Source organism: Streptomyces sp. NPDC031466 (assembly GCF_055581265.1).
Genome location: NZ_JBVIJT010000005.1, coordinates 72,156 through 94,511 on the forward strand (window position 1 = coordinate 72,156; position 22,356 = coordinate 94,511).

Sequence of the window (22,356 nt, forward strand, 5' to 3'; positions counted from 1 at the left end):
TGCGGCCCCGAAGGGGTCAGCCGCCGTAGACGTGCGGGGCCAGCGTGCCGACGAAGGGGAGGTTGCGGTACTTCTCCGCGAAGTCCAGGCCATAGCCCACGACGAACTCGTTGGGGATGTCGAAACCGATCCACTTCACGTCGATCGCGACCTTCGCCGCCTCCGGCTTGCGCAGCAGCGTGCACACCTCCAGGGAGGCGGGCTCGCGCGAGCCGAGGTTGGACAGCAGCCAGGACAGCGTCAGACCGGAGTCGATGATGTCCTCGACGATCAGGACGTGCTTGCCCTTGATGTCCGTGTCCAGGTCCTTGAGGATCCGGACCACGCCGGAGGACTGGGTGCCCGCGCCGTACGACGACACTGCCATCCAGTCCATCGTGACGGGGGTGGACAGCGCACGCGCCAGGTCCGCCATGACCATCACGGCGCCCTTGAGCACACCGACGATCAAAAGGTCCTTGCCCGCGTACTCCGCGTCGATCTTCGCGGCCAGCTCGGCCAGCTTCGCGTCGATCTCTTCCTTGGTGATGAGCACCGACTTGAGGTCGGTGCCCATGTCTTTCGCGTCCACCCGCATCACTTTCGGTCGTCCCACCGGCCGACCGGCCCGCGATGAGCACGGGCCTCCGGTCAGCCTTGCCGGATCACCAGTCTGCCACCCTGGCGCCGAGCCACGACTTTGCCCGGGAGATTGATGGCTCCCTGGCCCCGCCAGCCGGTGATCAGACGGTCGACCTCTTCGATGTGCCGGGCGAAGAGCGAACCGGCGGGCGCCCCCGCCTCGATGGCGGCTCTGCGCACGATGCGGCGACGCACGGCGGGCGGCAGGGCGTAGAGCTTGGCGCACTCCAGGCCGCCGGTCTCGTCCCGTACGGACGCCTCGGCCCGGGCGGCCCAGGCGTCCAGGGCGTCGGCGTCGTCCCGGGAGAGCTGGGCCGTGCGGGCGAGGGCTTCGACGACGCCCTTGCCCAGCGCCTTCTCCAGGGCGGGCAGCCCTTCGTGGCGCAGCCGGGAGCGGGTGTACGCCGGGTCGGCGTTGTGCGGGTCGTCCCACACGGGCAGCGACTGGACCATGCACGCCTTGCGGGCGGTCTGGCGGTCGATGTGCAGGAAGGGGCGGCGGTAACGGCCCGCGACCCCCGAGGTCGCGGCCATTCCGGACAGGGAGCGGATGCCGGAGCCGCGGGCGAGGCCGAGCAGGACGGTCTCCGCCTGGTCGTCGCGGGTGTGCCCGAGCAGGACGGCGGCCGCCGCGTGCCGTTCGGCGGCGGCGTCCAGGGCCGCGTAGCGGGCGTCGCGGGCGGCGGCCTCGGGGCCGCCGTCACGGCCCACGCGCACGGTGACGGCCTCGACCGGTTCGAGGCCGAGGGCCGTCATGCGCACGGCGACCTCGGCGGCGCGCAGGTCGGAGCCGGGCTGCAGGCCGTGGTCGACGGTGACGCCGCCGGCGCGGATGCCGAGCTTGGGGGCTTCGAAGGCGAGGGCGGAGGCGAGCGCCATGGAGTCGGCGCCGCCGGAGCAGGCGACGAGCACGAGCGGCGCCTGGGGGTGCTCGCTCGCGGCACGCGGGGGGACGTGCTCGGAGCTGCGCTGTACGTCGGTCAGAACGTCATGGAGTACGCGGCGGACCGCCAGGCGTATCGCCGCGACCGCAGGATGGGGACCCATGTCCGGTTCCCTTCGTGAATTTCGGGGGGTGAGCCTCGGACCAATCACTCAGGACCCACTCCGGAGACCGGGTCCGGTCACCCGGACCCCGGAAACCCGAGCGTTCAGTCACTCAGAGTGTGTCGATGGTGACAGAGCCGAGCCGTTCCCCGAGCATTGCACGCCTACCCCTCGCCCACGGTCCCTCGGACGGGTGATTACGGGGGCGTCCTCCTGCCATCGGCCGCATCCGGCCCCTCAGTCTCCCTTACGGTGCACCCTCGCGACCCAGTCCGCCGGTTTGGCGATCTCCGCCTTCGTGGGCAGGGTGTTCGGCGAAGTCCACACCCGGTTGAAGCCGTCCATCCCGACCTCCCGCACGACCGCTCGCACGAAGCGCTCGCCGTCGCGGTATTGGCGCAATTTCGCGTCGAGGCCGAGGAGCTTGCGCAGGGCCTGGTCGAGGCGGCCCGCACCGCGCGCCCTGCGCTCCGCGAACTTCTCCCGGATCTCCGCGACGGAGGGCACCACGTCGGGGCCGACGCCGTCCATCACGAAGTCCGCGTGGCCCTCCAGGAGGGACATCACGGCTGTCAGACGGGCGAGGATCTCGCGCTGGGCGGGGGTCTGCACCAGCTCCACGAGGGAACGGCCCCCCTCGTCGGCCTCCTCGTCCTGCGCCTCGGACCGTCCGCCGGCGAACGTCTGGGCGGCCTCCCTGACGCGCTCCAGGACCGTCATCGGATCGACCTCGGTCTCACCGAGGAACGACTGGATCTCGCCTTCGAGGTGGTCGCGCAGCCAGGGCACGGCGGTGAACTGGGTGCGGTGGGTCTCCTCGTGCAGGCAGACCCAGAGCCGGAAGTCGTGGGGGTCCACTTCCAGTTCGCGCTCGACGTGCACGATGTTCGGCGCGACGAGCAGGAGCCTGCCGCCGCCGTTCTCCCCGGCGGGCAGGTCGCGGGTGGCCGGGGCGAAGGTCTCGTACTGCCCGAGGACGCGGGAGGCGAGGAAGGACAGGAGCATCCCCAGCTCCACACCCGTCACCTTGCCGCCGACCGCGCCGAGGACCGCGCCGCCGGGGCCGGAGCCCCGCTTGTCCTGCATCTTCTCCAGGAGGGGCTTGAGGATCTCGCGGAAGCCCGCGACGTTCGCCTTGATCCAGCCCGCTCTGTCCACGACGAGCACAGGGGTGTCGTGGGTCTGCTCCGTGCCCATTCCCGTGAAGGAACGGACGTGCTCCTGCGAGGACTTGGCATGCCGTCGCAGCTCGGCGACGACGGCGCGCGCCTCGTCCCGGCTCACCTCTGGGCCCGGCCGCACGAGCCGGGTCGCGGTCGCCACCGCGAGATTCCAGTCGACCATCTCCGCACCACCGATGCTCGTCATGCGTCAACGGTACGTGCTCCCCCTCCCGTGCGGAGGGTGTTGACCCCCCAGATTGCCCCGGTCCCGGCCCCTAGGGGGCCGCCGGTCTCAGCGGCAGCCGCAGTTCGCCACCGTCGAGGCCATCTGGTCCAGGGCCTTCTGGGCCCCCTGGGCGTCCGTGGTGCCGGTGGTCATGAAGGCGAAGAGCAACAGGCGGCCGTCCGCGTCGACGACCGTGCCGGCGAGGGTGTTCACGCCGGTGAGGGTGCCCGTCTTGGCGCGCACGAGGCCGGTACCCGGGGAGTCCTTGGGGTAGCGGTCGACGAGTGTGCCGGTGAAGCCCGCGACGGGCAGGCCCGTCACCACGGAGCGCAGCTCGGGGTGGGAGGGGTCCGCGGCGCGCTCCAGGAGGGCGGCCAGGAGTCCGGCGGAGACGCGGTCGGCGCGGTCCAGGCCGCTGCCGTCGGCGAATCGGGTGCTCGAAAGCGGCAGGTCCAGCTTGCCGAGCCGGGCGGCGACGGCCCGTCCGGCGCCGTCGAAGCTGGCCGGCTCCTTCGCGGCGAGGGCCGTCTGGCGGGCCAGGGCCTCGGCGATGTCGTTGTCGCTGTGCGTCAGCATCCGCTCGACCAGGGCGGACAGGGGCGGCGACTCGACCTTGGCGAGGGTCCGGGCGCGCGGGGAGGCCTTGGTGGGGCCGACGGCGTCGGCCGCCGCGGTGATGCCGTGGTCCTTCAGGAGGTCCGCGAACTTCCGCGCCGCGTCGCCCGCCGGGTCCCCCGCGCGCGGGGCGGGGCCGCTGGTGGAGTCGTCGAGGCGGCCCTCGTCGATCATCAGGGCGCTGACCTGGGTGATGTTCTCGTTCGGGCCGATGGGGTGCTGCGGCGGCCCGGAGTACAGCGAGGTGTCGTAGGAGAGCGTCACCTTGTCGATGTCGCGGGCCTTGAGGGCCCGCGCGGTGTCGGCGGCCAGCGTGCGCAGGCCGGCGGCGGTGTCGGTGTAGCGGCCGTCCTTGCGGGCGGTCAGGGTCGGGTCGCCGCCGCCGACCAGGACGACGTCCTCGGAGTCCGGCTCGACGACCGCCTTGGTGGCGATGCGGTGGTCGGGGCCGAGCGCCGACAGCGCGGCGACGGCAGTGGCGATCTTGATCGTGGACGCCGGCGTCAGGCCGTCGCCCGCGCCCTTGCCGTAGACCCGCTTCCCGGAGGTCGCGTCGAGGACGACGGCCGAGCGCTGCGGGCCGAGGGCCGGGTCCGCGAGGAGCGGATCGAGTACGTCGGCCAGGGCGCGGTCCGTCGGTCTCGGGGCCGTCCCGGCGGGCGCGCCGAGTCCGGCGAGCACGGAAGGGGCGCTCGGGGCGGCCTCGGGGCCCTGTCCGGACGTGCGGCCTCCGTGATCTGCGCCACCTGCGGCCTCCTGGGCGGCGGCCCGGTCCCGCTCCGCCGTACGCTGGCCGGAGGAGTCCCAAGGGCCGGCCGCGGCCACCGCCCCGGCCGAGATCACCAGGCCGATGGCGGCGGCACCCGCCGTGAGCTGCCAGGTCGTGAGCTTCCCCGACATCCGGGGGAGCTTGCCGGCGGAGGGCTTGGGCAGCTGTTCCCACAGCTGCCGAGGCCGCCGCCAAGGCTTGAGCTCCGGCATGACGACCAGCCCCTTTCGCGATCACACATGTGCGTGAGGGACACTTAATCACCCGAAGTATGTGCTGATCATGGAGGAGCCACCCGTGGAGTTCGACGTCACCATCGAGATTCCGAAGGGTTCGCGGAACAAGTACGAGGTGGACCACGAGACCGGTCGGATCCGTCTGGACCGTCGCCTCTTCACGTCGACCAGCTACCCCGCGGACTACGGCTTCGTCGAGAACACCCTCGGCGAGGACGGTGACCCGCTGGACGCCCTGGTCATCCTGGACGAGCCGACCTTCCCCGGCTGCCTCATCAAGTGCCGCGCGATCGGCATGTTCCGGATGACCGACGAGGCGGGCGGCGACGACAAGCTGCTGTGCGTCCCGGCGTCGGACCCGCGGGTGGAGCACCTGCGTGACATCCACCACGTCTCGGAGTTCGACCGCCTGGAGATCCAGCACTTCTTCGAGGTCTACAAGGACCTGGAGCCCGGCAAGTCCGTCGAGGGCGCCGACTGGGTCGGCCGCGCGGACGCCGAGGCCGAGATCGAGAAGTCGTACAAGCGCTTCGAGGCGCAGGGCGGCCACTGAGCCTGCCGCCTCGAACGGGCCGCGCGATCCGATCACCGGGCCGCGCGGCCCATTCGTGTATCTGTGCCCATACTGGCCATACGGGAGGGTGCGTAAGAGTCGTTTGAGAAGTGAGGGCAGTAGTGGCCGAGCACGAGGCCGAGGACCAAAAGCCTCAGTCGGACGAGGCCCGCAGCGCGTTCGTGCAGCCCAGCGGGGTGGCGACGCAGCCGGTGGCGTCCGAGGAGGAGTCCCAGACCACCTCTGAGTTCGCCCTCCCGACCGGTCTGGCCGCCCCCTCGCCCTCGACGACGCAGGAGACGGAGAGGTCGGCGAAGTCGGCCTTCACGACCCCGAACACCTACAGCGCCCGCAACGCGCCGCCGGCCTTCACGCCCGCCCAGGGCATCCCCCTGGTGAAGCTCACCAAGGAAGCGCCCTGGCAGGACCAGATGCGCACGATGCTGCGGATGCCGGTCACGGAGCGGCCCGCTCCGGAGCCCGCGCAGAAGCAGGAGGACGAGAGCGGGCCCGCCGTGCCGCGCGTCCTGGACCTGACGCTGCGTATCGGGGAGCTGCTGCTGGCCGGCGGGGAGGGCGCCGAGGACGTGGAGGCGGCGATGTTCGCCGTCTGCCGGTCCTACGGGCTCGACCGCTGCGAGCCGAACGTGACGTTCACGCTGCTGTCCATCTCCCACCAGCCCTCGCTGGTGGAGGACCCCGTGACGGCCTCGCGGACCGTGCGCCGCCGCGGCACCGACTACACCCGCCTCGCGGCGGTCTTCCATCTGGTGGACGACATCAGCGACCCGGAGCTGGAGGTCTCCCTGGAGGAGGCCTACCGCCGCCTCGCGGGCATCCGGCGCAACCGCCACCCCTACCCGGGCTGGGCCCTCACGGCCGCCGGCGGGCTGCTGGCGGGCTCCGCGTCCGTCCTGGTGGGCGGCGGGGCCCTGGTCTTCGTGGTGGCCGCTGTGGGCGCGATGCTCGGCGACCGCCTGGCGTGGCTGTGCGCGGGGCGCGGGTTGCCGGAGTTCTACCAGTTCGTGGGGGCCGCGATGCCGCCGGCCGCGATGGGCGTCGCGCTGAGCTTCGCGCACACCGAGGCGACGATGGCCTCCGCGGTCATCACCGGTGGGCTCTTCGCGCTGATTCCCGGTAGAGCCCTGGTGGCGGGCGTGCAGGACGGGCTGACCGGTTACTACATCACCGCGGCCGCCCGCCTGCTGGAGGTCATGTACCTGATCGTGGGGATCGTCTGCGGTGTGCTGTTCGTGCTCTCGCTCGGCGTGATGCTGGACGCGACGAACCTGACGCCGGAGACGGCCTTCGGGGTCTCGTCCTCGCGCCCGGTCATCCAGATCCTGGCGTCGATGGCGCTCAGTCTCGCCTTCGCGATACTGCTCCAGCAGGAGCGCAACACCGTCCTGATCGTGACGCTCAACGGCGGCATCGCCTGGGTGATGTTCGGGGCCCTCGCGCACACTCCGCTGGGGCTGTCGCCGGTCGCGGCGACCGCCGTGGCCGCCGGTCTGGTCGGCCTGTTCGGGCAGCTCTTCTCGCGCTACCGCTTCGCGTCCTCGCTGCCGTACGTGACGGCCGCGATCGGGCCGCTGCTGCCCGGCAGCGCGACGTACTTCGGGCTGCTCGCGCTCGCGCAGAACGACCTGAACACCGGCATCAACTCGCTCACCAAGGCCGTCGCGACGGCGCTGGCCATCGCGATCGGCGTGAACCTGGGGAGCGAGGTGTCCCGGCTGATCCTGAAGGTGCCCGGGGCCGCCAGCGCGGCCAATCGCCGGGCGGCGAAGCGGACCAGGGGGTTCTGAGCCCGGGGCCCGGCCGGCTTCTCAGCGCTTCGCGTGCCGGCCGCGCTGGCCCTGGGGGGCGCCTTCCGCCGACGCCGCCTTCTTGGACTTGCCGCGCGCCCGCAGGAACTCGATGGCGATCGGGATCACCGAGATCAGGACGATCAGGATCAGGATCGCCTCGATGTTCTTGTGGACGACGTCGATGTTGCCCAGCCAGGCGCCGAGCAGCGTGACGCCGGCGCCCCACAGGACGCCGCCGATGATGTTGAACGTGATGAACGAGCGGTACCGCATGCCGGAGACGCCGGCGATGATCGGCGTGAACGTCCGGACGATCGGCACGAAGCGGGCGAGGACCAGGGACTTCGGGCCGTACTTCTCGAAGAAGTCGTGCGCCTTGACCACGTTCTCCTGTTTGAAGAGCTTGGAGTCCGGGCGGTTGAAGAGCGAGGGGCCGACCTTCTTGCCGAAGAGATAGCCCGCCTGGTCGCCGAGGACGGCCGCGAGGCAGATGAGCAGGCAGGCCAGCCACAGCGGGGTGTCCAGCTTGTGGGTGGTGATCAGCAGGCCCGTGGTGAACAGCAGCGAGTCGCCCGGCAGGAAGAAGCCGATGAGCAGGCCCGACTCGGCGAAGACGATCACCAGCAGGCCCCAGAGACCGAACTGGTTGAGCAGGTGGTCCGGATCCAGCCAGCTTGGTCCGAGCGCAAGCGTCGTCACGGTTCCGGGCTCCTGAGGGTGAGGGGGCGGTGCGGCGGCGGGGTGCAGCCGCCCAAAGTTATCAACGCCAGGCGGCCCGGCCGGGTTCCACCGTGCGCGAAGGCACCGCGGTAAGGGGCGCTTTCCCCTGAAAACGCCCCTTACCGGTCACCTGTTCCGTGCCGCGTTCGCCAGGATCGCGTCCCGCGTGTACACCGCGAGCCCCGGCCGGATGGCCTCGTAGAACGCGGTGAACCGCTCGTCGTCCACGTACATCCGCCCGAGGCAGGCGTGCATCTCGTGCGGGCACTCGTAGTGGTGCCGGCAGATGTGGCGGCGGTGCTCCTCGGCGCCGTCCATGGCCGCCACGGAGTCCGCCGCGACGCCCTGGGCCAGCAGGTCCGCCAGGTGGGCGTGGACCGCCGCCAGCTCGTCGTTGATCCGCTTCCAGTCGTCCTTGGTGTACGAGGCGGACCTGCGCCGCGACTCGCGGTAGGCCTCGGTGTCGCCCCAGCGCTCCTCGACCTCCTGCGCGTACTGGTCGGGGTCGTGGTCCCCGAAGACCTCGAACTTCTCCTCGGGGGTGAGGTTGATGCCCATCTTCTTCGCCTCCATGGCGCTCTCGACGGCGGCGGCCATCTTCTGGAGCCTCGCGATGCGGGAGGTCAGCAGCTCGTGCTGACGGCGCAGGTGCGCGCGCGGGTCCGCGTCCGGGTCGTCCAGGAGGGCCGCCACCTCGTCGAGGGGGAAGCCGAGCTCGCGGTAGAACAGGATCTGCTGCAACCGGTCCAGGTCCGCGTCGCCGTAGCGCCGGTGTCCCGCGTGGCTGCGCTCGCCGGGCACGAGCAGGCCGATCTCGTCGTAGTGGTGCAGCGTGCGCACCGTCACCTTGGCGAAACCGGCGACCTGTCCCACGGAGTAGCTCATGGCTGCCGCCCCTCTCTTCTCGGTACGCGGATCAGCCTGGGCCCTCACGTCGCGTGAGGTGCAAGCCCGGCTCGTGGGACCGCCCCCTCAGCCGTGGTCCCCCGCGTGCCGCTCGCCGGTCGCGTACGGGTTCTGTTCGCCGTCCGCGAGCACCGCGACGAACGGTTCGCCCTCACCGGCGAAGGTGTACGCGCCGCCCCGGATCCGCTCGATCAGGCCGCGCGTCCATTGGGCGCCGCCGTCGGCCTGGTGCACCCAGAGGTTCATGATCTCGCCGATGTGCCCGAGCTGCCCGGGGCCCCCCTCGGGCGTGTAGTACTCCGTGACGGACGCGCGCCACGCCTCGATGCGCTCCACCCGCTCCGTCAGGAGGGCGACCGCCTCCTCGCGCGGCAGGTCGACGATGAAGCCGAGGGCGGCCGTGAGCATGTCCGGCTTCTGGCCGTGTTCGACGAGGGCGCCGCGCAGCAGCGTCAGATACTCCTCGGTGCCCCGGTCCGTCACCTCGTACTCGGTGCGCGGGGGGCCGCCCGCCGTGGACGGGGCGATCTCGTGGGCCAGCAGGAGGCCTTGCTTGGCGAGCTGCTTCAGCGCGTGGTAGATCGAGCCGGGCTTGGCGTTGGACCACTCGTGGGCGCCCCAGTACTCCAGGTCGTTGCGGACCTGGTAGCCGTGGGCGCGGCCGTGCTGGCGCACGGCCCCGAGAACCAGTAGCCGGATCGCTGACATGTACCGCGCCCTTCGCCAGTCCCCCAGTCATCAATTTTGACTAGGGTAGCCCCGTTCCTGCGCCACCAGCTCGAAAGCCGTCTTTCCGTCCAGGGACTCGCGGATGATGTCGGCGTGGCCCGCGTGCCGGGCGATCTCCTCGACCAGGTGCAGCATCAGCCAGCGCATGGACACCTCGCCGTCCTTGGGGAACCACGGCGCCTCGGGCAGCGGGAAGGTGTCGTCCAGGCTCGGCACCGCGCGCAGGAACTCCTCGGTCTCGTGGGCGACCCGGTCCCAGAAGGCCAGGGTCTCGGCGAGCGTCTCGCCCTCCACCAGCCGGAAGCTCTCCCGCCAGGTCTCCTGGGTGCGGGCCTTCTCGTTGGGCTTGCGCTGTGCCATGCGCAGCCAGTTCAGCTCCATCTCGGCGACGTGCTTCACCAGGCCGGACAGGGACAGTTCGCTGGCGCTCGGCCGCCGGCCGGCCTGCTCGTCGGTGAGCCCGAGCACCGAGCGGCGGATGCCGCCGCGCTGGGCCTCGACGAAGGCGAGGAGGGCGCCGCGCTCGTCGCCGCGGGCCTCCGAACTGACGTGGGTGACCATCTGATCCGCCTCTCTTGGGCCTGCTGTTCGCAGGCTGCCCTCGCGGGCCTTTCCCCGACACCTCACACGCTACGGACCCTTGCGGTCAGGTTCTGTCCGCAAGGGTCCGGGGAAGCACCGTGGAATCCGAGAGGGGGCGGGCGGTTCAGAACGGGAAGCGGGAGCGCCCGTGCTGCACCGAGATCCACTTCTGGGTGGTGAAGGCGTCCACCGTCGCCTCGCCGTTCAGCCGGCCCACGCCGGAGCTCTTCTCGCCGCCGAAGGGCACGATCGCCTCGTCGTGCACCGTGCCGTCGTTCACGTGGATCATGCCGGTCCTGATGCGCTTGGCGATCCGCACACCGCGCTCGATGTCGCCCGTGTGCACGGCGCCGCTCAAGCCGTACGGGGTGTCGTTGGCGATGCGCACCGCCTCGTCCTCGCCGTCGAAGGGCAGCAGGAGGGCCACGGGGCCGAAGATCTCCTGGGCGAGGACCGGGGAGTCGGCCGGCAGGCCGGTCAGGACGGAGGGGGCGACGACGTTGCCCTCGGTGCGGCCGTGCAGGAGCGCCGTGGCGCCCGCGGCGACGGCCTGCTCGACGACGGCCGTCACGGCGTCCGCCTGCGAGGAGTTGATGAGCGGGCCGATGTGCGTGCCGGGCTCGGCCGGGTCGCCGACCTTGAGCGAGGCGGCCTTGGCGACGAACTTCTCGGTGAACTCCGCCTCCACCGACCGGTCCACGAGGATGCGGTTGGCGGCCATGCAGACCTGGCCCTGGTGCACGAAGCGGCTGAAGACCGCCGCGTCCACCGCGTAGTCGAGGTCGGCGTCGTCCAGGACGATCAGCGCGCTGTTGCCGCCCAGTTCCAGGATCGAGCGCTTGAAGTGCGAGGCGCAGACGGTGGCGACGTGCCGTCCTACGCGGTCCGAGCCGGTGAAGGAGATGAGGCTCGGCACCGGGTGTTCGAGCAGCGCGTCGCCGATCTCGGCTATGTCGGTGATGACGACGTTCAGCAGGCCGGCCGGGAGTCCGGCGTCCTCGAAGACCTTGGCCACCAGGCTGCCGCCGAGTACCGGCGCGTTCTGGTGGGGCTTGAGGACGACCGCGTTGCCGAGGGCGAGCGCCGGGGCGACGGACTTGATCGACAGCAGGAACGGGAAGTTGAAGGGGCTGATGACGCCGACCACGCCCACCGGGACGCGGTAGAGGCGGTTCTCCTTGCCGTCGTCCGGGGAGGGCAGGATGCGGCCCTCGGCCCGCAGCGCGAGGTGCACGGCCTCGCGCAGGAACTCCTTGGTGAGGTGCAGCTCGAAGGCCGCCTTCAGCCGGGTGCCGCCCAGTTCGGCGACGATCGCGTCGGCGATCTCCTCCTCGCGGTCCTCGATGATCCGCAGGGCGCGCTCGAAGACGGTACGCCTGGCGTAGGGGTTGGTGTCGGCCCATTCCCGCTGGGCGCGCTCGGCGGCGCGGTAGGCCTGGTCGACCTCGTCGGCCGTGGCGACGGTGATGGACGCCAGCTTCTCGCCGTTGTACGGGTTGAAGTCGATGATGTCCCAGGAGCCCGATCCGGCCTTCCACTCCCCGTCGATGTACTGGTGAGCCAGATCAGTGAAGAAGGACATCAGACGGACCCCTTGCCGCGGCAGCAGACGGAAGCAGATATCCGAACGGCATCAGACACCTGAGGTCACGTCATAGTACTTATGTTTCAGGTGAGTTGAAGGGGCGTACCGCGGGTGAATTGACGGCGTCCGGTGCGGGTGGGGCGCAGGGGCACGCTTCAGGTGAGTTGCAGGAGTCCGCGCAGCAGGTCCCGGCTGTCCGCCGGGTCCGGGCTGTCCTGGTGCAGCTGCGCGGCCACACGCTCGTACTGAGCGACCTCCTCGGCCTTGTCGAGGTAGAGGGCGCCGGTGAGCTGCTCCACGTACACGACGTCGGAGAGGTCCGACTCCGGGAAGCTCAGCATGGTGAAGGCGCCGCTCTCGCCCGCGTGGCCGCCGAAGCTGAACGGCATCACCTGGAGCGTGACGTTGGGCCGCTCGGAGATGTCGATGAGGTGCTGGATCTGGCCCCGCATCACCTCGCGGTCGCCGTACGGGCGGCGCAGCGCGGCCTCGTCCAGGACACAGTGGAAGCGGGGCGCGTGTTCGGAGGCGAGCAGTTTCTGGCGCTCCAGGCGCAGGGCGACGCGGCGGTCGATCTCGGCCTTGCTCGCGCCCTTCATGCCGCGCGCGACGACCGCGTGGGCGTAGTCCTCGGTCTGCAACAGGCCGTTGACGAACTGCACTTCGTAGACCCGGATGAGCGAGGCCGCGCCCTCCAGGCCGATGTAGGTCTGGAACCAGCCCGGCAGGACGTCGGAGTAACTGTGCCACCAGCCCGTGAGGTTGGCCTCCTTGGCGAGCGAGAGGAGAGCGCCGCGCTCGGCCTCGTCCGTGACGCCGTACAGCGTCAGAAGATCCTCGATGTCCCTGGACTTGAAGCTCACCCGTCCCAACTCCATGCGGCTGATCTTCGATTCGGAGGCGCGGATCGAGTAGCCGGCCGCTTCGCGGGTGATGCCCCGGGATTCTCTGAGGCGCCTCAGCTGCGAGCCCAGCAGGATGCGCCGTACCACCGAGCCACTCGACTCCCCTGCGGTCACTTCGCTCAATCCTCCCCATCGACTGGAAGCCAGCAGTCTGCCATTAAACGCTTCGGCCCGTACACGCCCGGTTACAGAAACGGAAAGCCTCCGAAAGCTCCTCACAAGAAGTCCGGGGAAGAAATGGGCGAGAAGTGGCACGGGAGGCAACAAGTCGGTCTCGTGCACGTGCATCTGCCCTTGCATCTGCTGTGCGCATTCGGAACCATGGTCCGCGCGCCACCGCTGTACCGACCGCGTACCACCGCACCATCGGCGACCGACCGCGCCACCGCTCCATCGCTATGTACCGCGAAACCGGGGAGTGCCTCGCATGGGGACGAATGGATCGACCATGCTCGAGCCGTTGAGGCAGGGCCTTCCTCCACTCGACCCCTCGGCGGTCTCCAGCACGGCCTCCTGTGCGCTGCCCGCCCGCTACGAAGCGGTCGGCAGCGCCCGGCAGTTCACCCGCAAGACGCTCGGGCAGTGGGATCTGGACGAGCGCTTCGACGACGTGGCGCTCGTCGTCTCCGAACTCGTCACCAACGCCCTGCGGCACGCGCTGCCCGCCGACACCCCGCGCGAGCCGCTCGACCCGCCCGTGCGGCTCCATCTGATGCGGTGGGCGTCGCGTCTGGTGTGCGCGGTGCGCGACCCCAGCGACGACAGTCCGGTGGCGCGCGACGCCGACGACGACTTCTCCGCCGAGTCGGGCCGGGGTCTGTTCCTGGTGGAGTCCTTCAGCGACGGCTGGGGCTGGCACCCGCTCGCCGGCGCGCTGCGCGGCAAGGTGGTCTGGGCGCTGTTCCAGCTGCGCTGAGCCGGGGGCGGGGGCGCCCAGGGCGCGGACGCGGGCGGCGCGTTCGCGTACTCAACCGGCTATCAGGTGGTCGAACTCCCCGTCCTTCATCCCGAGGAGCATCGCCTCTATCTCCGCGCGCGTGTAGACGAGCGCGGGACCGTCCGGGAAACGCGAATTGCGCACGGCGACATCGCCGCCCGGCAGTTTCGCGAACTCCACGCAGTTGCCCTGCGAGTTGCTGTGTCTGCTCTTCTGCCAGACCACCCCGTGAAGCTCCGTGGCCGCCATGCCGTTAAACGCGTGGTGCACAGATCGCTCCCCGGTGGTGCAGTGCCTGTAGTGGCCCTAGAGGCAGTAGCTCTAGATGCAGTGGTCAACTGTCCCGGATCATAGCTGTGTTCACATGCAAGTGCATGGGCAGATGCACGTGCACGCGCGGTGGTGCCTTGATTACAGCTCTGCCGGTCCGCCATGTGCCAGGTCGTGCTCTAAGAACAGACGCGCACCGCGCCGGATGTGTTCCGTCCGAAAGGCGGAAAACAACCGGCGCGGTGCGGTCCGGGGAGCGGGGAGGGAGAAGTGGTGCGGGTGCGGAAGAAGAGGTTTCAGCGCCCGGCGCCGTAGGGCAGGAGCGCCATTTCACGCGCATTCTTGATCGCCGCGGCGATCTGCCGCTGCTGCCGCGCGGTCACCCGCGTGACCCGCCGGGCGCGGATCTTTCCGCGGTCCGAGATGAATTTCCCGAGCAGATCCGTGTCCTTGTAGTCGATGGAGTCGATGTAAGTGACGCCGCTCCGGTCCAGCGGGTTGGGGCGCGGCTTCGGCGCACGGGACGGGGGCTTGCGGGGGGGGGACAAGGGTCAGACCTCCAGGAGGGCGTCGAAGGCGGGCGGCAGATTTCGCCAGGCGGCGCGCCCGGCGGCGTACTCCTCGTCGGTCAGCAGGCAGGACTCCAGGAGCTGCCGGAGGTTTTCGCGGTCCAGGCCGGGCGAGGTGAACCGTCCACGGAGAGCATGCCGGTGCCGTCGCGCACGGTGCGTACGACCGTGCCCCGCTCGGCACTCGACAGGTCGTGGTGGAGGGCGACGCTGCCGGGGACGGCGGCCAGGAGGTGGGCGACGGCCGCTCTGCGGGCGTCCGCGTGGAGGCCGCCGACGATCACGGTGTCCATCGGGCGGGCGGTGCGCCCGCCGTGCCGGTCGTCCATCAGCGCTTGCCGAAGCGTCGCTCGAAGCGCTCGACGCGGCCGGCGGTGTCCATGACGCGGGCGGTCCCCGTGTAGAAGGGGTGGCTCGCGGAGGAGACCTCGACGTCGATGACGGGGTACGTGCGCCCGTCCTCCCACTCGACCGTCTTCCCGCCGGTCGCGGTGGACCGGGTGAGGAAGGCGAAGCCGGCGGCCTTGTCGCGGAAGACGACGGGGGCGTACGGGGGGTGGATGTCCTTGCGCATGGGGGTCAGCGCTCCTCTCGGAAGTCGACGTGGCGGCCAGCCATCGGGTCGTACTTGCGCAGCGTCAGGCGGTCGGGGTCGTTGCGGCGGTTCTTGCGGGTCACGTACGTGTAACCCGTTCCGGCTGTGGAGCGGAGCTTGACGATCGGGCGGAGTTCGTTGCGGGCCATGTGGGTAGTATATGAAAACGACTCCCGTTTTCAATAGGGATCCCCTTCCGTCGACCGAGAGGTGCGTCACCATGTCCGCCCACTGCCAGCTGACCGGGGCCGGGCCCGGCTTCGGCAACCACGTCTCCCACTCCCACCGGCGGACCTCCCGCCGCTTCGACCCCAACGTCCAGCGCAAGCGGTACTGGCTGCCGAGCGAGGGGCGGTACGTCCGGCTGCGGCTCGCCACGAAGGGGATCAGGACCGTGGACACCCTCGGGATCGAGGCGGCCGTCGCGAGGATCCGGGCGCGCGGCGGGAAGGTCTGACCGATGGCGAAGAAGAGCAAGATCGCGAAGAACGGGAAGCGGCGCGAGATCGTCGCGCGGTTCGCCGAGCGGCGGGCCGAGCTGACGGAGATCGTGCGCAGGCCGGGCATCGGTGCCGCCGAACGGGCCACTGCCCAGCGGGAGTTGGCGCGGCAGCCGCGTGACGCGAGTGCCACGCGGGTGCGGAACCGGGACAGTGTCGACGGGCGCCCGCGCGGCTATGTGGGGGCGTTCGGCCTGTCGCGGGTGAAGTTGCGCGAGCAAGCGCACGCCGGGTTCCTTCCCGGGGTGCGCAAGTCATCCTGGTAGCTCGGCGCGGCTGCGCCGGGGGTCCTTGGTTGTCCGGGGGCCGCAGTCCTGGCGGCCGGCGTCGGGCCGCCACCGCGCCTGTCAGCGGGCCGGAGGGCCTTCTTGGCTGCTCGGTCGGCTCGGGCCGTTCGGGCCGTTCGGCCGGTTAGATCCGCTCGGCGTCTGTGAGCCGTCCACGAGCATCGGGGGCGGGGTCGTGTCGAGGGCGTCGGAGAGTTCTTCGAGGGTGTCGAGGAGCAGGCCCGCACCCCTGCGGACGACGCGGTCGGGGACGCCCTCGCCGTCCCACTCCTCCAGGGCCTCGCGGACCGCGTCCCAGCGCGGGACGCGGCGTTCGCGCAACGCCTTCGCGCCCTGTTCCGTCGACTTGCGCAGCGCCTCGGCCAGGCGGGCCGCCGCGGGGACGGGCGTCGCGTCCCGCTCCGGCAGATGCGCCTCCATCAGCATGGCCACGCGGCCCAGCTGGGCCAGGGCGTCCTCCGCGTCGGCGGCCACGGCGCGGGACAGGCCCCGGTGGCGCACCGGCTCGTTCGTCGCGCGGGCCGTGGCCTCCTGCCAGGCGACGCGCGCGTCCCGGGCCGCGAGCAGCGCCTCGCGCACGTCGGGGCAGGCCTTGCCGGCCGGATGCGCGTAATGGTCGACGACGGCGGCCGCGTACCGGCCGTCCTCGATCAGCCAGTCCGCGAGGCGGGTGCGCAGGCGCGGGGTCTCCCAGGCCGGGTACACCGCGTACGCGATCATCGCGAGGACTCCGCCGATGAGCGTCAGGACGACGCGCTCGGGGACCGTCTGCGTCCACTGCTGGCCGCCCATGCCGAGCAGGAACACGACGTACGCCGCCACGCAGGCCTGCGCGGCCACCTGGCCGGTGCGCATCAGCAGGTACATCATCCCGGCGCAGAGCACGGCGAGGGCGGCGGACAGGCCGGTGCGGGGGTGCACCACCTGCACCAGGCCGGTGGCGAGCGCGACGCCGACGAGGGTGCCGCCGAAGCGGGCGACGGCGCGGGAGTACGTCTGGGAGAAGTCCGGACGCATCACCATGACCGCGGCCATGGGCGCCCAGTAGCCGTGGCCGAACGGCAGCCAGGTCCCGAGCAGGTAGCCGGCGGCCGCCACGCAGGTGACCCGGATCGCGTGCCGCGTGACGGGGGACTCGTGCCGCAGGGCGGCGCGCATGGCACGCAGGCCGGCGGGGACGAGGGCGGGGAAGGTGGGGCGGAGGCGGGGGTTGGGGGTGGGCTTCAGGGACGGCTGGGGGGTCTGGGAGTCCCGGGAGTCCTGGTCGTCCTGGGGGCTCTGGGAGCCCTGGGGGCTCTGGGAGCCCTGGGGGCCCTGAGAGCCCTGGGAGCCCTGGGAGCCCTGGGGGCCGCCCGCTGTTTCCAGGACGTCTTTCAGGAGGGCGCCGAGGCGGGTGGCCGCGCGGTGGGCGGGGCCCGTGAGGATCGCGTCGGTGTCCGGGGGGCTGAGGGCCGCGAGGGCCGCCGAGGGGATTCGCACCGGCTCCCCGTGGCGGATCGCCCGCGCCGCCGCGTCCAGGACCGCGCCCGCCGCGGCGAGCAGCTCGCGCACCCGGTCGCGTTCCTTGCCCTCCGGCGGGACGCCGACCGCCGGGTCGGCCAGGGAGGCGAGGACCGGGCGGATGCGTTCGGCGATGCCCCGCGCGCCGTGCAGTTCCGCCGGGCGGCGGCGGGCCTGGCGCGGGGTGATCGCCGCCGCGTCGCGGGCCGCCATCAGGGGCGAGGGGTCGAAGGGGGCGACGGGGTCGTGCCGGAGCCTGCGGGCGTAGTCCGCCTCGGCGGCCAGCGCGTCGGCGAGGGCGTCCCGGTGCGCGCCCCATCTGCGCACCGGGAGCAGGATCACCAGGCCCGCCTGGACGCAGCCACCGACGACCATCATCGCCGCGTGGCCGGCGGCCGCGGCGACCGAGCCCGGGATGGTGACCGTCACCAGCATGATCGCGACGTTCGAGGAGGCGATGATGCCGACGGTGGGGCCCGCGGCCCAGCTCAGGCCCGCCAGGAACGTCCATAGGCACAGGAGGGCGAGGAAGAGGAGGAGATGGGAGCCGGTGAGGTAGCCGAGGAAGGTGGAGACGGCGAGGCTCGTGCCTGAGGCGAGGGCGAGCTCGGGGCGGGGGCGCCAGCTGCGCTGGAACGTGGCGATGGCCGCCTGGAAGGCGCCGAACGCGGAACTCGCGGCGACCGCGGGTCCGAAGAGGGTGAGGCTGAGACCGATGACGAGGGCCAGACCCGCGGCACCGCGGGCGGCCACCAGGGGTTCAAGCCGCTTGCGCTCGACGGTCAGGCCTGAGCGGGCTGTCTCTTTCAGCGCGCGAAGCCAGGTCACTCTGTGATGATACGGGGCATATGGGGCGGTCTGGCTTCGGGGCCGGGCTCGGGGGCACGTTCGCCACACCCCCCGGGGCGGACGCGGCAGGGGCTCCACCCAAGGCCCGGCGCGGGTCGATCTCGGTGTGGCGCCGTCATACGGGGCATCGGCCCCGGACCGCTGCGGGGCGCGTCCGCCGTGTCCCCCAGGGCGGACCGCGGCGGGGGTTCCGCCCGGCGGCCGGTGCAGGGCGGTCTCGGTGGGGCGCGGGGCCGTACGTACGTCAGGGCAGCGCCGGGCCCCGGTTCCAGGGTGGCAGGTGGGCGCGGTCGGCCGCCGCCGTGCCGTGGGTCCAGCCCTCGCCGTCCGTCGCGCCGCGCACGCGGGTCGTGGTCGTCTCCGGGAACATCCGCTCCGCCCGCTCGGTGACGGCGACGTCGCGTGCCGCGAGGACGGGAAGCAGCGAGTCCTTCGCCGCCACGCCCTGCGCCGCCGCCTCGGTCACCGCGTGCTCCCCCGCCTGCGCCAGCCGCGCGCCGATCCGGTGCGCGTACGCCAGCAGGAACGTCTGCCGGAACGTCTTCGTGCGCTTGCGGCCCGCCGCCCGCTGCCCCGCCTCCGCCTTCGTCATCGCCGCCGTGCCCTGCACGAGCAGCGAGGTGTACAGCAGTTCCACGGCCTCCAGGTCGGCCGCGAAACCGACGACCGTCGAGAAACCGTACGCCTCGTTCCACACCGCGCGGCAGCGGTTCGCGGCGGCGACGGAGTCCAGCAGGATCGCCTTCGCCGTCTCGTACGGGGCGTCGACGCCGACGCGGCACGCCCCCGGGGTGTCCCGCGCGTGCGTCCGGGCGGCCAGCAGCGCCTCGTCGAGCGAGTGCCGCGCCATCAGCTCCTGCGCCTTCGCGGTGAGCGCCTCCGCCTCCTCGGGATAGCCGGTCGCCTCGGCCTTGGCCAGCAGGGCACGGATGCGGGTGAGCGTGCGGGGCTCGCCCTCGACCGGGCCCGGCACGGTGTCACCGGGCGGCGGACCCACCGGCTCGATCCGGGGCAGGCGCAGGAGCAGGCGGTACAGCTCAAGGTGGACGGTGGCGTCCGAGAAACGGTCCCGGGGGCGGGGCGGGGCCGCGCCGGCCGGGGCGAGGTCGGCCAGCTGGGCCGCCCAGCGGGGCGGCAGGTGGGCGTAGCCGGCGGTCTCGGCGCGGATCAGGGAGACGGCCAGCCGGACGTGGGGCTCTTCCAGGTCGCGGCGGACCAGCCGTACGACGTCGGCGGGCTGCCAGCCGTCGCGCCAGGCCCTGCGCAGGTACTCCTCGCCTCTGCGGCGCAGCTCGGGGTCCGCGCCGGGCGCGGCCGCGAGGAGGGAGGCGCCGGTGTCCAGGCCCTCGTGGCCGTCGCCGTACAGCGCCGCCGCGAACGCCTTGTCGATCACCGAATCCATGGGGAAAGGGTATGTGCGTCGCCGAACGGGCGGGCGGCGGGACCGCGGCGCGGTCGCCCCCGGTCGCCCAGGGCAGAGCTTCCTGATCTTCGGCATCTTCGGCCGAATCCTTTGTGGCGTCCCGATCCTCTTATGTACGTGCCGTCGGACGTCGCCGGCACGGGATATGGAGGTAGTCGTGGTCATCGGAATCGTTGGCGCGGTCGTCGTCCTGGTGCTGCTCTGCACCTGCCTGCTCGTCGTGAAGCGCAGGCGGGCCGGACGTGGCTGACTTCGCCTGGCCGGACGAGCGACTGGTCACCGCCGCGCGCGGCGGTGACCTCGACTCGATCACCGCGTTGGTGTCGGGCTCGCACCCGAATGTGCAGCGGTTCGCCCACTCCCTGTGCGCCACCCCGCAGGACGCGGAGGACGCGGCGCAGGAGGCCCTGATCATCCTGTACCGGAAGATCGGGATGCTGCGGGCCTCCGGCGCCCTGGCGTCGTGGATGTTCCGCGTCGTCCGCAACGAGTGCGTCCGGCGCGCGCGGGCCCGGCTGCGGGACCACGCCGCGCCGTTGCGGCAGGACACCCCCGTGGCCTCGGCCGAGGACGAGGTCATCCAGCGCCTGGAGGCGGGCAGGGTGGCGGCCGCGATCGCCGCGCTGCCGCCCGACCAGCGTCGCGTGCTGATCATGCGGGACGTCCAGGGCCTCAGCGGCCGGATGGTCGCCGACGCGCTGGGCGTCAGTACGGCGGCGATGAAGTCCCGCCTGCACCGGGCCCGCGCCTCGGTCCAACGGGCCCTGCGGGAGACCCCCGCACCGGCCCCCGCACCAGCCCCTGTGTCAGTTCCTGGAGGCAACGATGATTGAGACAGGACCCCGCGCCGGCACCGCTCCAAGCGGCCCCGACTTCGCGAGCAAGTCCCTGCCCGAGCACATCGCGCGCGGCGTGGTGGGATTCGCCTCGCTGGTCGCCTCGGTCGCGCTCATCCCGGTGGTCGGCCTGGTCAGCCTGGCGCTGCTGCCGCTCGGCCTGCTCGCCCTGCGCGGCTGCCCGACGTGTTGGGCGGTCGGCCTGGTGCAGACCATCTCGCGGGGCCGCCTGCGACGCTCCTGCGAGGACGGCCGGTGCAGTCTGACCGTGGGGCCGGGCGCCTGAGGGCTCCTCCGCGGTCGATACGGGTGCTCGTACGGGCGAACCGGGCAGCACCCCGGCCCTTGGGGCAAGGCCCCCATGGCGCCCCCGCCCGATTGTCGGTGCCGGATGCGAGACTCCCCGCATGACCGAGCGCTGGGCCATCGCCGCAGCCGAGGGGGGCGGGGCCGACCTCGTGCCCCTCGGGGGCGACGGGCTGCCCGCGGGACCCGTCGTCCACGAGGCGGACCTGGCCGGGGCCGTGCGCGAGCGGGGGCACGTCGACCGCTGGGTGTGGCGCTCCACCCCCGACCTGTACCCCCGCCTGCTCGCCGCGGGCGCCCGCGTGGAGCGGTGTTACGACGTCGAGGCCGCGGAGCTGCTCCTCCTCGGTCACGAGGGGCGTCTCGGCGAGCCCCGTTCGGCGGCCGCCGCCCTGGCCCGGCTCCGCGACGCCCCCGTACCCCCCGATCCGCCACCCCGCGCCGCCGAGCCCGGCTCGCAGGACTCACTCTTCGAGCCGCGCCCGGGCGGCGCCCCGGTCACACTCGAAGAGCTGGCCGAGGTGTACGCGCGCCAGCAGCGCAGACATGACGCCACCGCCCACCCCGGCCGCATGCGCCTGCTCACCGCGTCGGAATCGGCGGGCATGCTGGTGGCCGCCGAGATGAACGCCGCCGGCCTGCCCTGGCGCGCCGACGTGCACCGCGCGCTCCTGACGGAGCTGCTCGGCGAGCGGTACGCGGGCGGTGGCGAGCCCCGCCGCCTGGCCGAGCTGGCCGACGAGGTGTCGGCGGCGTTCGGCCGCCGCGTCCGCCCGGACCTGGCCGCCGACGTGGTGAAGGCCTTCGCGCAGGCCGGCATCAGGGTGAAGTCGACGCGGCGCTGGGCGCTGGAGGAGATCGACCATCCGGCGGTGCGGCCCCTCATCGAGTACAAGAAGCTGTACCGGATCTGGACGGCGCACGGCTGGAGCTGGCTCCAGGCCTGGGTCCGCGACGGCCGCTTCCGGCCCGAGTACACCCCGGGCGGTTCGGTCAGCGGCCGCTGGACGACCAACGGGGGCGGGGCGCTGCAGATCCCGAAGGTGATCCGCCGGGCGGTGGTCGCCGATCCGGGGTGGCGGCTGGTGGTGGCGGACGCCGACCAGATGGAGCCGAGGGTGCTGGCCGCGATCTCCCGGGACCCGGGGCTGATGGAGGTGGCGGGCAGCGAGGAGGACCTCTACACCCGGCTTTCGGACCGCGCGTTCGCCGGCGACCGCGACCACGCCAAGCTCGCACTGCTGGGCGCGGTGTACGGCCAGACGTCCGGCGACGGCCTGAAGAACCTGGCGGCGCTGCGGCGCCGTTTCCCGCTGGCCGTCGCCTACGTGGACGACGCGGCGAAGGCGGGCGAGGAGGGGCGGCTCGTACGGACCTGGCTGGGGCGGACGAGTCCGCCGGCGGCGGGCGCCGGGGAGGACGACGAGGCGGGCATCCCCCAGGAGGACCCGGCCGCGCCGCCCGGACTCGCCTCGCCGGGCGCGGAGTTCACTCCGGGGTACGCCTCGTCGGACGCGCGGGCCCGCGGCCGGTTCACGCGGAACTTCGTGGTGCAGGGCAGCGCGGCGGACTGGGCGCTGCTGATGCTGGCCGCGCTGCGCCGGACGCTCTCCGAGGCCGGGATGCGGGCCGAGCTGGTCTTCTTCCAGCACGACGAGGTCATCGTGCACTGCCCCGCCGAGGAGGCGGAGACCGTGGCCCGGGCGGTGCGCGCGGCGGGTGACCTGGCGGGGCGGATCGCCTTCGGGGAGACGCCGGTCAGGTTCCCGTTCACGACGGCCGTGGTGGAGTGCTACGCGGACGCGAAATAGTGGAC

At 72.1% G+C, this 22,356-nt stretch carries 24 protein-coding genes and 2 pseudogenes; 8 read left to right on the forward strand and 18 right to left on the reverse strand.

Annotated elements, in window-relative coordinates:
• Positions 1–16: 16 nt before the first annotated feature.
• The 4 genes from hpt to dacB form a co-directional block, all read right to left on the reverse strand.
• Positions 17–577: a hypoxanthine phosphoribosyltransferase gene (gene hpt, locus ACZ5GP_RS12255; RefSeq protein WP_030785774.1), complete on the reverse strand. Its 561-nt coding sequence runs from the start codon at positions 575–577 to the stop codon at positions 17–19.
• Positions 578–630: 53 nt separating this feature from the next.
• Positions 631–1,668, reverse strand: coding sequence for a tRNA lysidine(34) synthetase TilS (tilS, locus tag ACZ5GP_RS12260; protein ID WP_468750793.1), 1,038 nt, complete (start codon positions 1,666–1,668; stop codon positions 631–633).
• 237 nt (positions 1,669–1,905) lie between these two features.
• On the reverse strand, positions 1,906–3,036 hold the full coding sequence (locus ACZ5GP_RS12265; RefSeq protein ID WP_468750794.1) for a zinc-dependent metalloprotease: 1,131 nt from the start codon (positions 3,034–3,036) through the stop codon (positions 1,906–1,908).
• An 87-nt stretch (positions 3,037–3,123) separates the two neighbouring features.
• Positions 3,124–4,653: a D-alanyl-D-alanine carboxypeptidase/D-alanyl-D-alanine endopeptidase gene (gene dacB / locus ACZ5GP_RS12270; RefSeq protein ID WP_468750795.1), complete on the reverse strand. Its 1,530-nt coding sequence runs from the start codon at positions 4,651–4,653 to the stop codon at positions 3,124–3,126.
• A gap of 85 nt (positions 4,654–4,738) precedes the next feature.
• On the opposite strand from dacB, the gene ACZ5GP_RS12275 reads away from it, so the two are divergent.
• Positions 4,739–5,230: an inorganic diphosphatase gene (locus ACZ5GP_RS12275; RefSeq protein ID WP_030785786.1), complete on the forward strand. Its 492-nt coding sequence runs from the start codon at positions 4,739–4,741 to the stop codon at positions 5,228–5,230.
• Between the two features lie 122 nt (positions 5,231–5,352).
• Positions 5,353–7,038, forward strand: coding sequence for a threonine/serine exporter family protein (locus tag ACZ5GP_RS12280; RefSeq protein WP_468750796.1), 1,686 nt, complete (start codon positions 5,353–5,355; stop codon positions 7,036–7,038).
• Positions 7,039–7,059: 21 nt separating this feature from the next.
• On the opposite strand, the gene ACZ5GP_RS12285 is transcribed toward ACZ5GP_RS12280, so the two are convergent.
• From ACZ5GP_RS12285 to ACZ5GP_RS12310, 6 genes are all read right to left on the reverse strand, one after another.
• The gene (locus tag ACZ5GP_RS12285) at positions 7,060–7,740 is read right to left on the reverse strand and encodes a DedA family protein (RefSeq protein WP_468750797.1); all 681 of its coding nucleotides are present in this window, start codon (positions 7,738–7,740) and stop codon (positions 7,060–7,062) included.
• Between the two features lie 147 nt (positions 7,741–7,887).
• Positions 7,888–8,646, reverse strand: coding sequence for a MerR family transcriptional regulator (locus tag ACZ5GP_RS12290; protein WP_468750798.1), 759 nt, complete (start codon positions 8,644–8,646; stop codon positions 7,888–7,890).
• Positions 8,647–8,733: 87 nt separating this feature from the next.
• Positions 8,734–9,375: a PadR family transcriptional regulator gene (locus ACZ5GP_RS12295; RefSeq protein ID WP_468750799.1), complete on the reverse strand. Its 642-nt coding sequence runs from the start codon at positions 9,373–9,375 to the stop codon at positions 8,734–8,736.
• A 30-nt stretch (positions 9,376–9,405) separates the two neighbouring features.
• On the reverse strand, positions 9,406–9,957 hold the full coding sequence (locus tag ACZ5GP_RS12300) for a DinB family protein (protein ID WP_468750800.1): 552 nt from the start codon (positions 9,955–9,957) through the stop codon (positions 9,406–9,408).
• A 145-nt stretch (positions 9,958–10,102) separates the two neighbouring features.
• A complete protein-coding gene (locus ACZ5GP_RS12305; protein ID WP_358582957.1) occupies positions 10,103–11,560 on the reverse strand; it encodes an aldehyde dehydrogenase family protein in 1,458 nt (485 codons plus the stop codon).
• Between the two features lie 158 nt (positions 11,561–11,718).
• Positions 11,719–12,582, reverse strand: a complete 864-nt coding sequence (locus tag ACZ5GP_RS12310) for a helix-turn-helix domain-containing protein (protein ID WP_468750801.1) — start codon at positions 12,580–12,582, stop codon at positions 11,719–11,721.
• A gap of 313 nt (positions 12,583–12,895) precedes the next feature.
• On the opposite strand from ACZ5GP_RS12310, the gene ACZ5GP_RS12315 reads away from it, so the two are divergent.
• On the forward strand, positions 12,896–13,384 hold the full coding sequence (locus tag ACZ5GP_RS12315) for an ATP-binding protein (protein ID WP_468750802.1): 489 nt from the start codon (positions 12,896–12,898) through the stop codon (positions 13,382–13,384).
• Between the two features lie 51 nt (positions 13,385–13,435).
• On the opposite strand, the gene ACZ5GP_RS12320 is transcribed toward ACZ5GP_RS12315, so the two are convergent.
• The 6 genes and pseudogenes from ACZ5GP_RS12320 to rpmG form a co-directional block, all read right to left on the reverse strand.
• Positions 13,436–13,675, reverse strand: a complete 240-nt coding sequence (locus ACZ5GP_RS12320) for a DUF397 domain-containing protein (RefSeq protein ID WP_358582964.1) — start codon at positions 13,673–13,675, stop codon at positions 13,436–13,438.
• Between the two features lie 296 nt (positions 13,676–13,971).
• Positions 13,972–14,223 carry a 30S ribosomal protein S18 gene (rpsR, locus tag ACZ5GP_RS12325; protein WP_468750803.1) on the reverse strand — a complete coding sequence of 84 codons (252 nt, stop codon included), beginning with the start codon at positions 14,221–14,223 and terminating at the stop codon, positions 13,972–13,974.
• Between the two features lie 3 nt (positions 14,224–14,226).
• A pseudogene (locus ACZ5GP_RS12330) lies at positions 14,227–14,364 on the reverse strand (cobalamin biosynthesis protein CobW); the annotation flags it as partial.
• Positions 14,358–14,537, reverse strand: a pseudogene (locus ACZ5GP_RS12335) (cobalamin biosynthesis protein CobW); the annotation flags it as partial. The pseudogenes ACZ5GP_RS12330 and ACZ5GP_RS12335, both read right to left, overlap by 7 nt.
• A gap of 35 nt (positions 14,538–14,572) precedes the next feature.
• The gene (locus ACZ5GP_RS12340; protein ID WP_358582972.1) at positions 14,573–14,818 is read right to left on the reverse strand and encodes a type B 50S ribosomal protein L31; all 246 of its coding nucleotides are present in this window, start codon (positions 14,816–14,818) and stop codon (positions 14,573–14,575) included.
• Positions 14,819–14,823: 5 nt separating this feature from the next.
• Positions 14,824–14,988 carry a 50S ribosomal protein L33 gene (rpmG, locus tag ACZ5GP_RS12345; RefSeq protein WP_358582974.1) on the reverse strand — a complete coding sequence of 55 codons (165 nt, stop codon included), beginning with the start codon at positions 14,986–14,988 and terminating at the stop codon, positions 14,824–14,826.
• Positions 14,989–15,059: 71 nt separating this feature from the next.
• On the opposite strand from rpmG, the gene rpmB reads away from it, so the two are divergent.
• Entirely contained in the window at positions 15,060–15,296 is a 237-nt protein-coding gene (rpmB, locus tag ACZ5GP_RS12350) for a 50S ribosomal protein L28 (RefSeq protein WP_468750804.1), read from the forward strand.
• A 3-nt stretch (positions 15,297–15,299) separates the two neighbouring features.
• A complete protein-coding gene (gene rpsN / locus ACZ5GP_RS12355; protein WP_468750805.1) occupies positions 15,300–15,605 on the forward strand; it encodes a 30S ribosomal protein S14 in 306 nt (101 codons plus the stop codon).
• An 81-nt stretch (positions 15,606–15,686) separates the two neighbouring features.
• On the opposite strand, the gene ACZ5GP_RS12360 is transcribed toward rpsN, so the two are convergent.
• Positions 15,687–17,954, reverse strand: a complete 2,268-nt coding sequence (locus tag ACZ5GP_RS12360) for an FUSC family protein (protein ID WP_468750806.1) — start codon at positions 17,952–17,954, stop codon at positions 15,687–15,689.
• A gap of 265 nt (positions 17,955–18,219) precedes the next feature.
• Positions 18,220–19,377, reverse strand: coding sequence for a DUF2786 domain-containing protein (locus ACZ5GP_RS12365; RefSeq protein WP_468750807.1), 1,158 nt, complete (start codon positions 19,375–19,377; stop codon positions 18,220–18,222).
• 263 nt (positions 19,378–19,640) lie between these two features.
• Here ACZ5GP_RS12365 and ACZ5GP_RS12370 point away from each other — a divergent pair, with 263 nt between their 5' ends.
• The 3 genes from ACZ5GP_RS12370 (at position 19,641) to ACZ5GP_RS12380 (ending at position 22,351) form a co-directional block, all read left to right on the forward strand.
• Positions 19,641–20,231 carry an RNA polymerase sigma factor gene (locus ACZ5GP_RS12370; protein ID WP_468750808.1) on the forward strand — a complete coding sequence of 197 codons (591 nt, stop codon included), beginning with the start codon at positions 19,641–19,643 and terminating at the stop codon, positions 20,229–20,231.
• Positions 20,224–20,520 (forward strand): hypothetical protein, encoded by a 297-nt coding sequence (locus ACZ5GP_RS12375; protein ID WP_468750809.1) that lies wholly within the window; start codon positions 20,224–20,226, stop codon positions 20,518–20,520. The genes ACZ5GP_RS12370 and ACZ5GP_RS12375 overlap by 8 nt, the downstream gene beginning before the upstream one ends.
• A gap of 121 nt (positions 20,521–20,641) precedes the next feature.
• Complete coding sequence (locus tag ACZ5GP_RS12380) at positions 20,642–22,351, forward strand: bifunctional 3'-5' exonuclease/DNA polymerase (protein ID WP_468750810.1); 1,710 nt, start codon at positions 20,642–20,644, stop codon at positions 22,349–22,351.
• Positions 22,352–22,356: the final 5 nt, after the last annotated feature.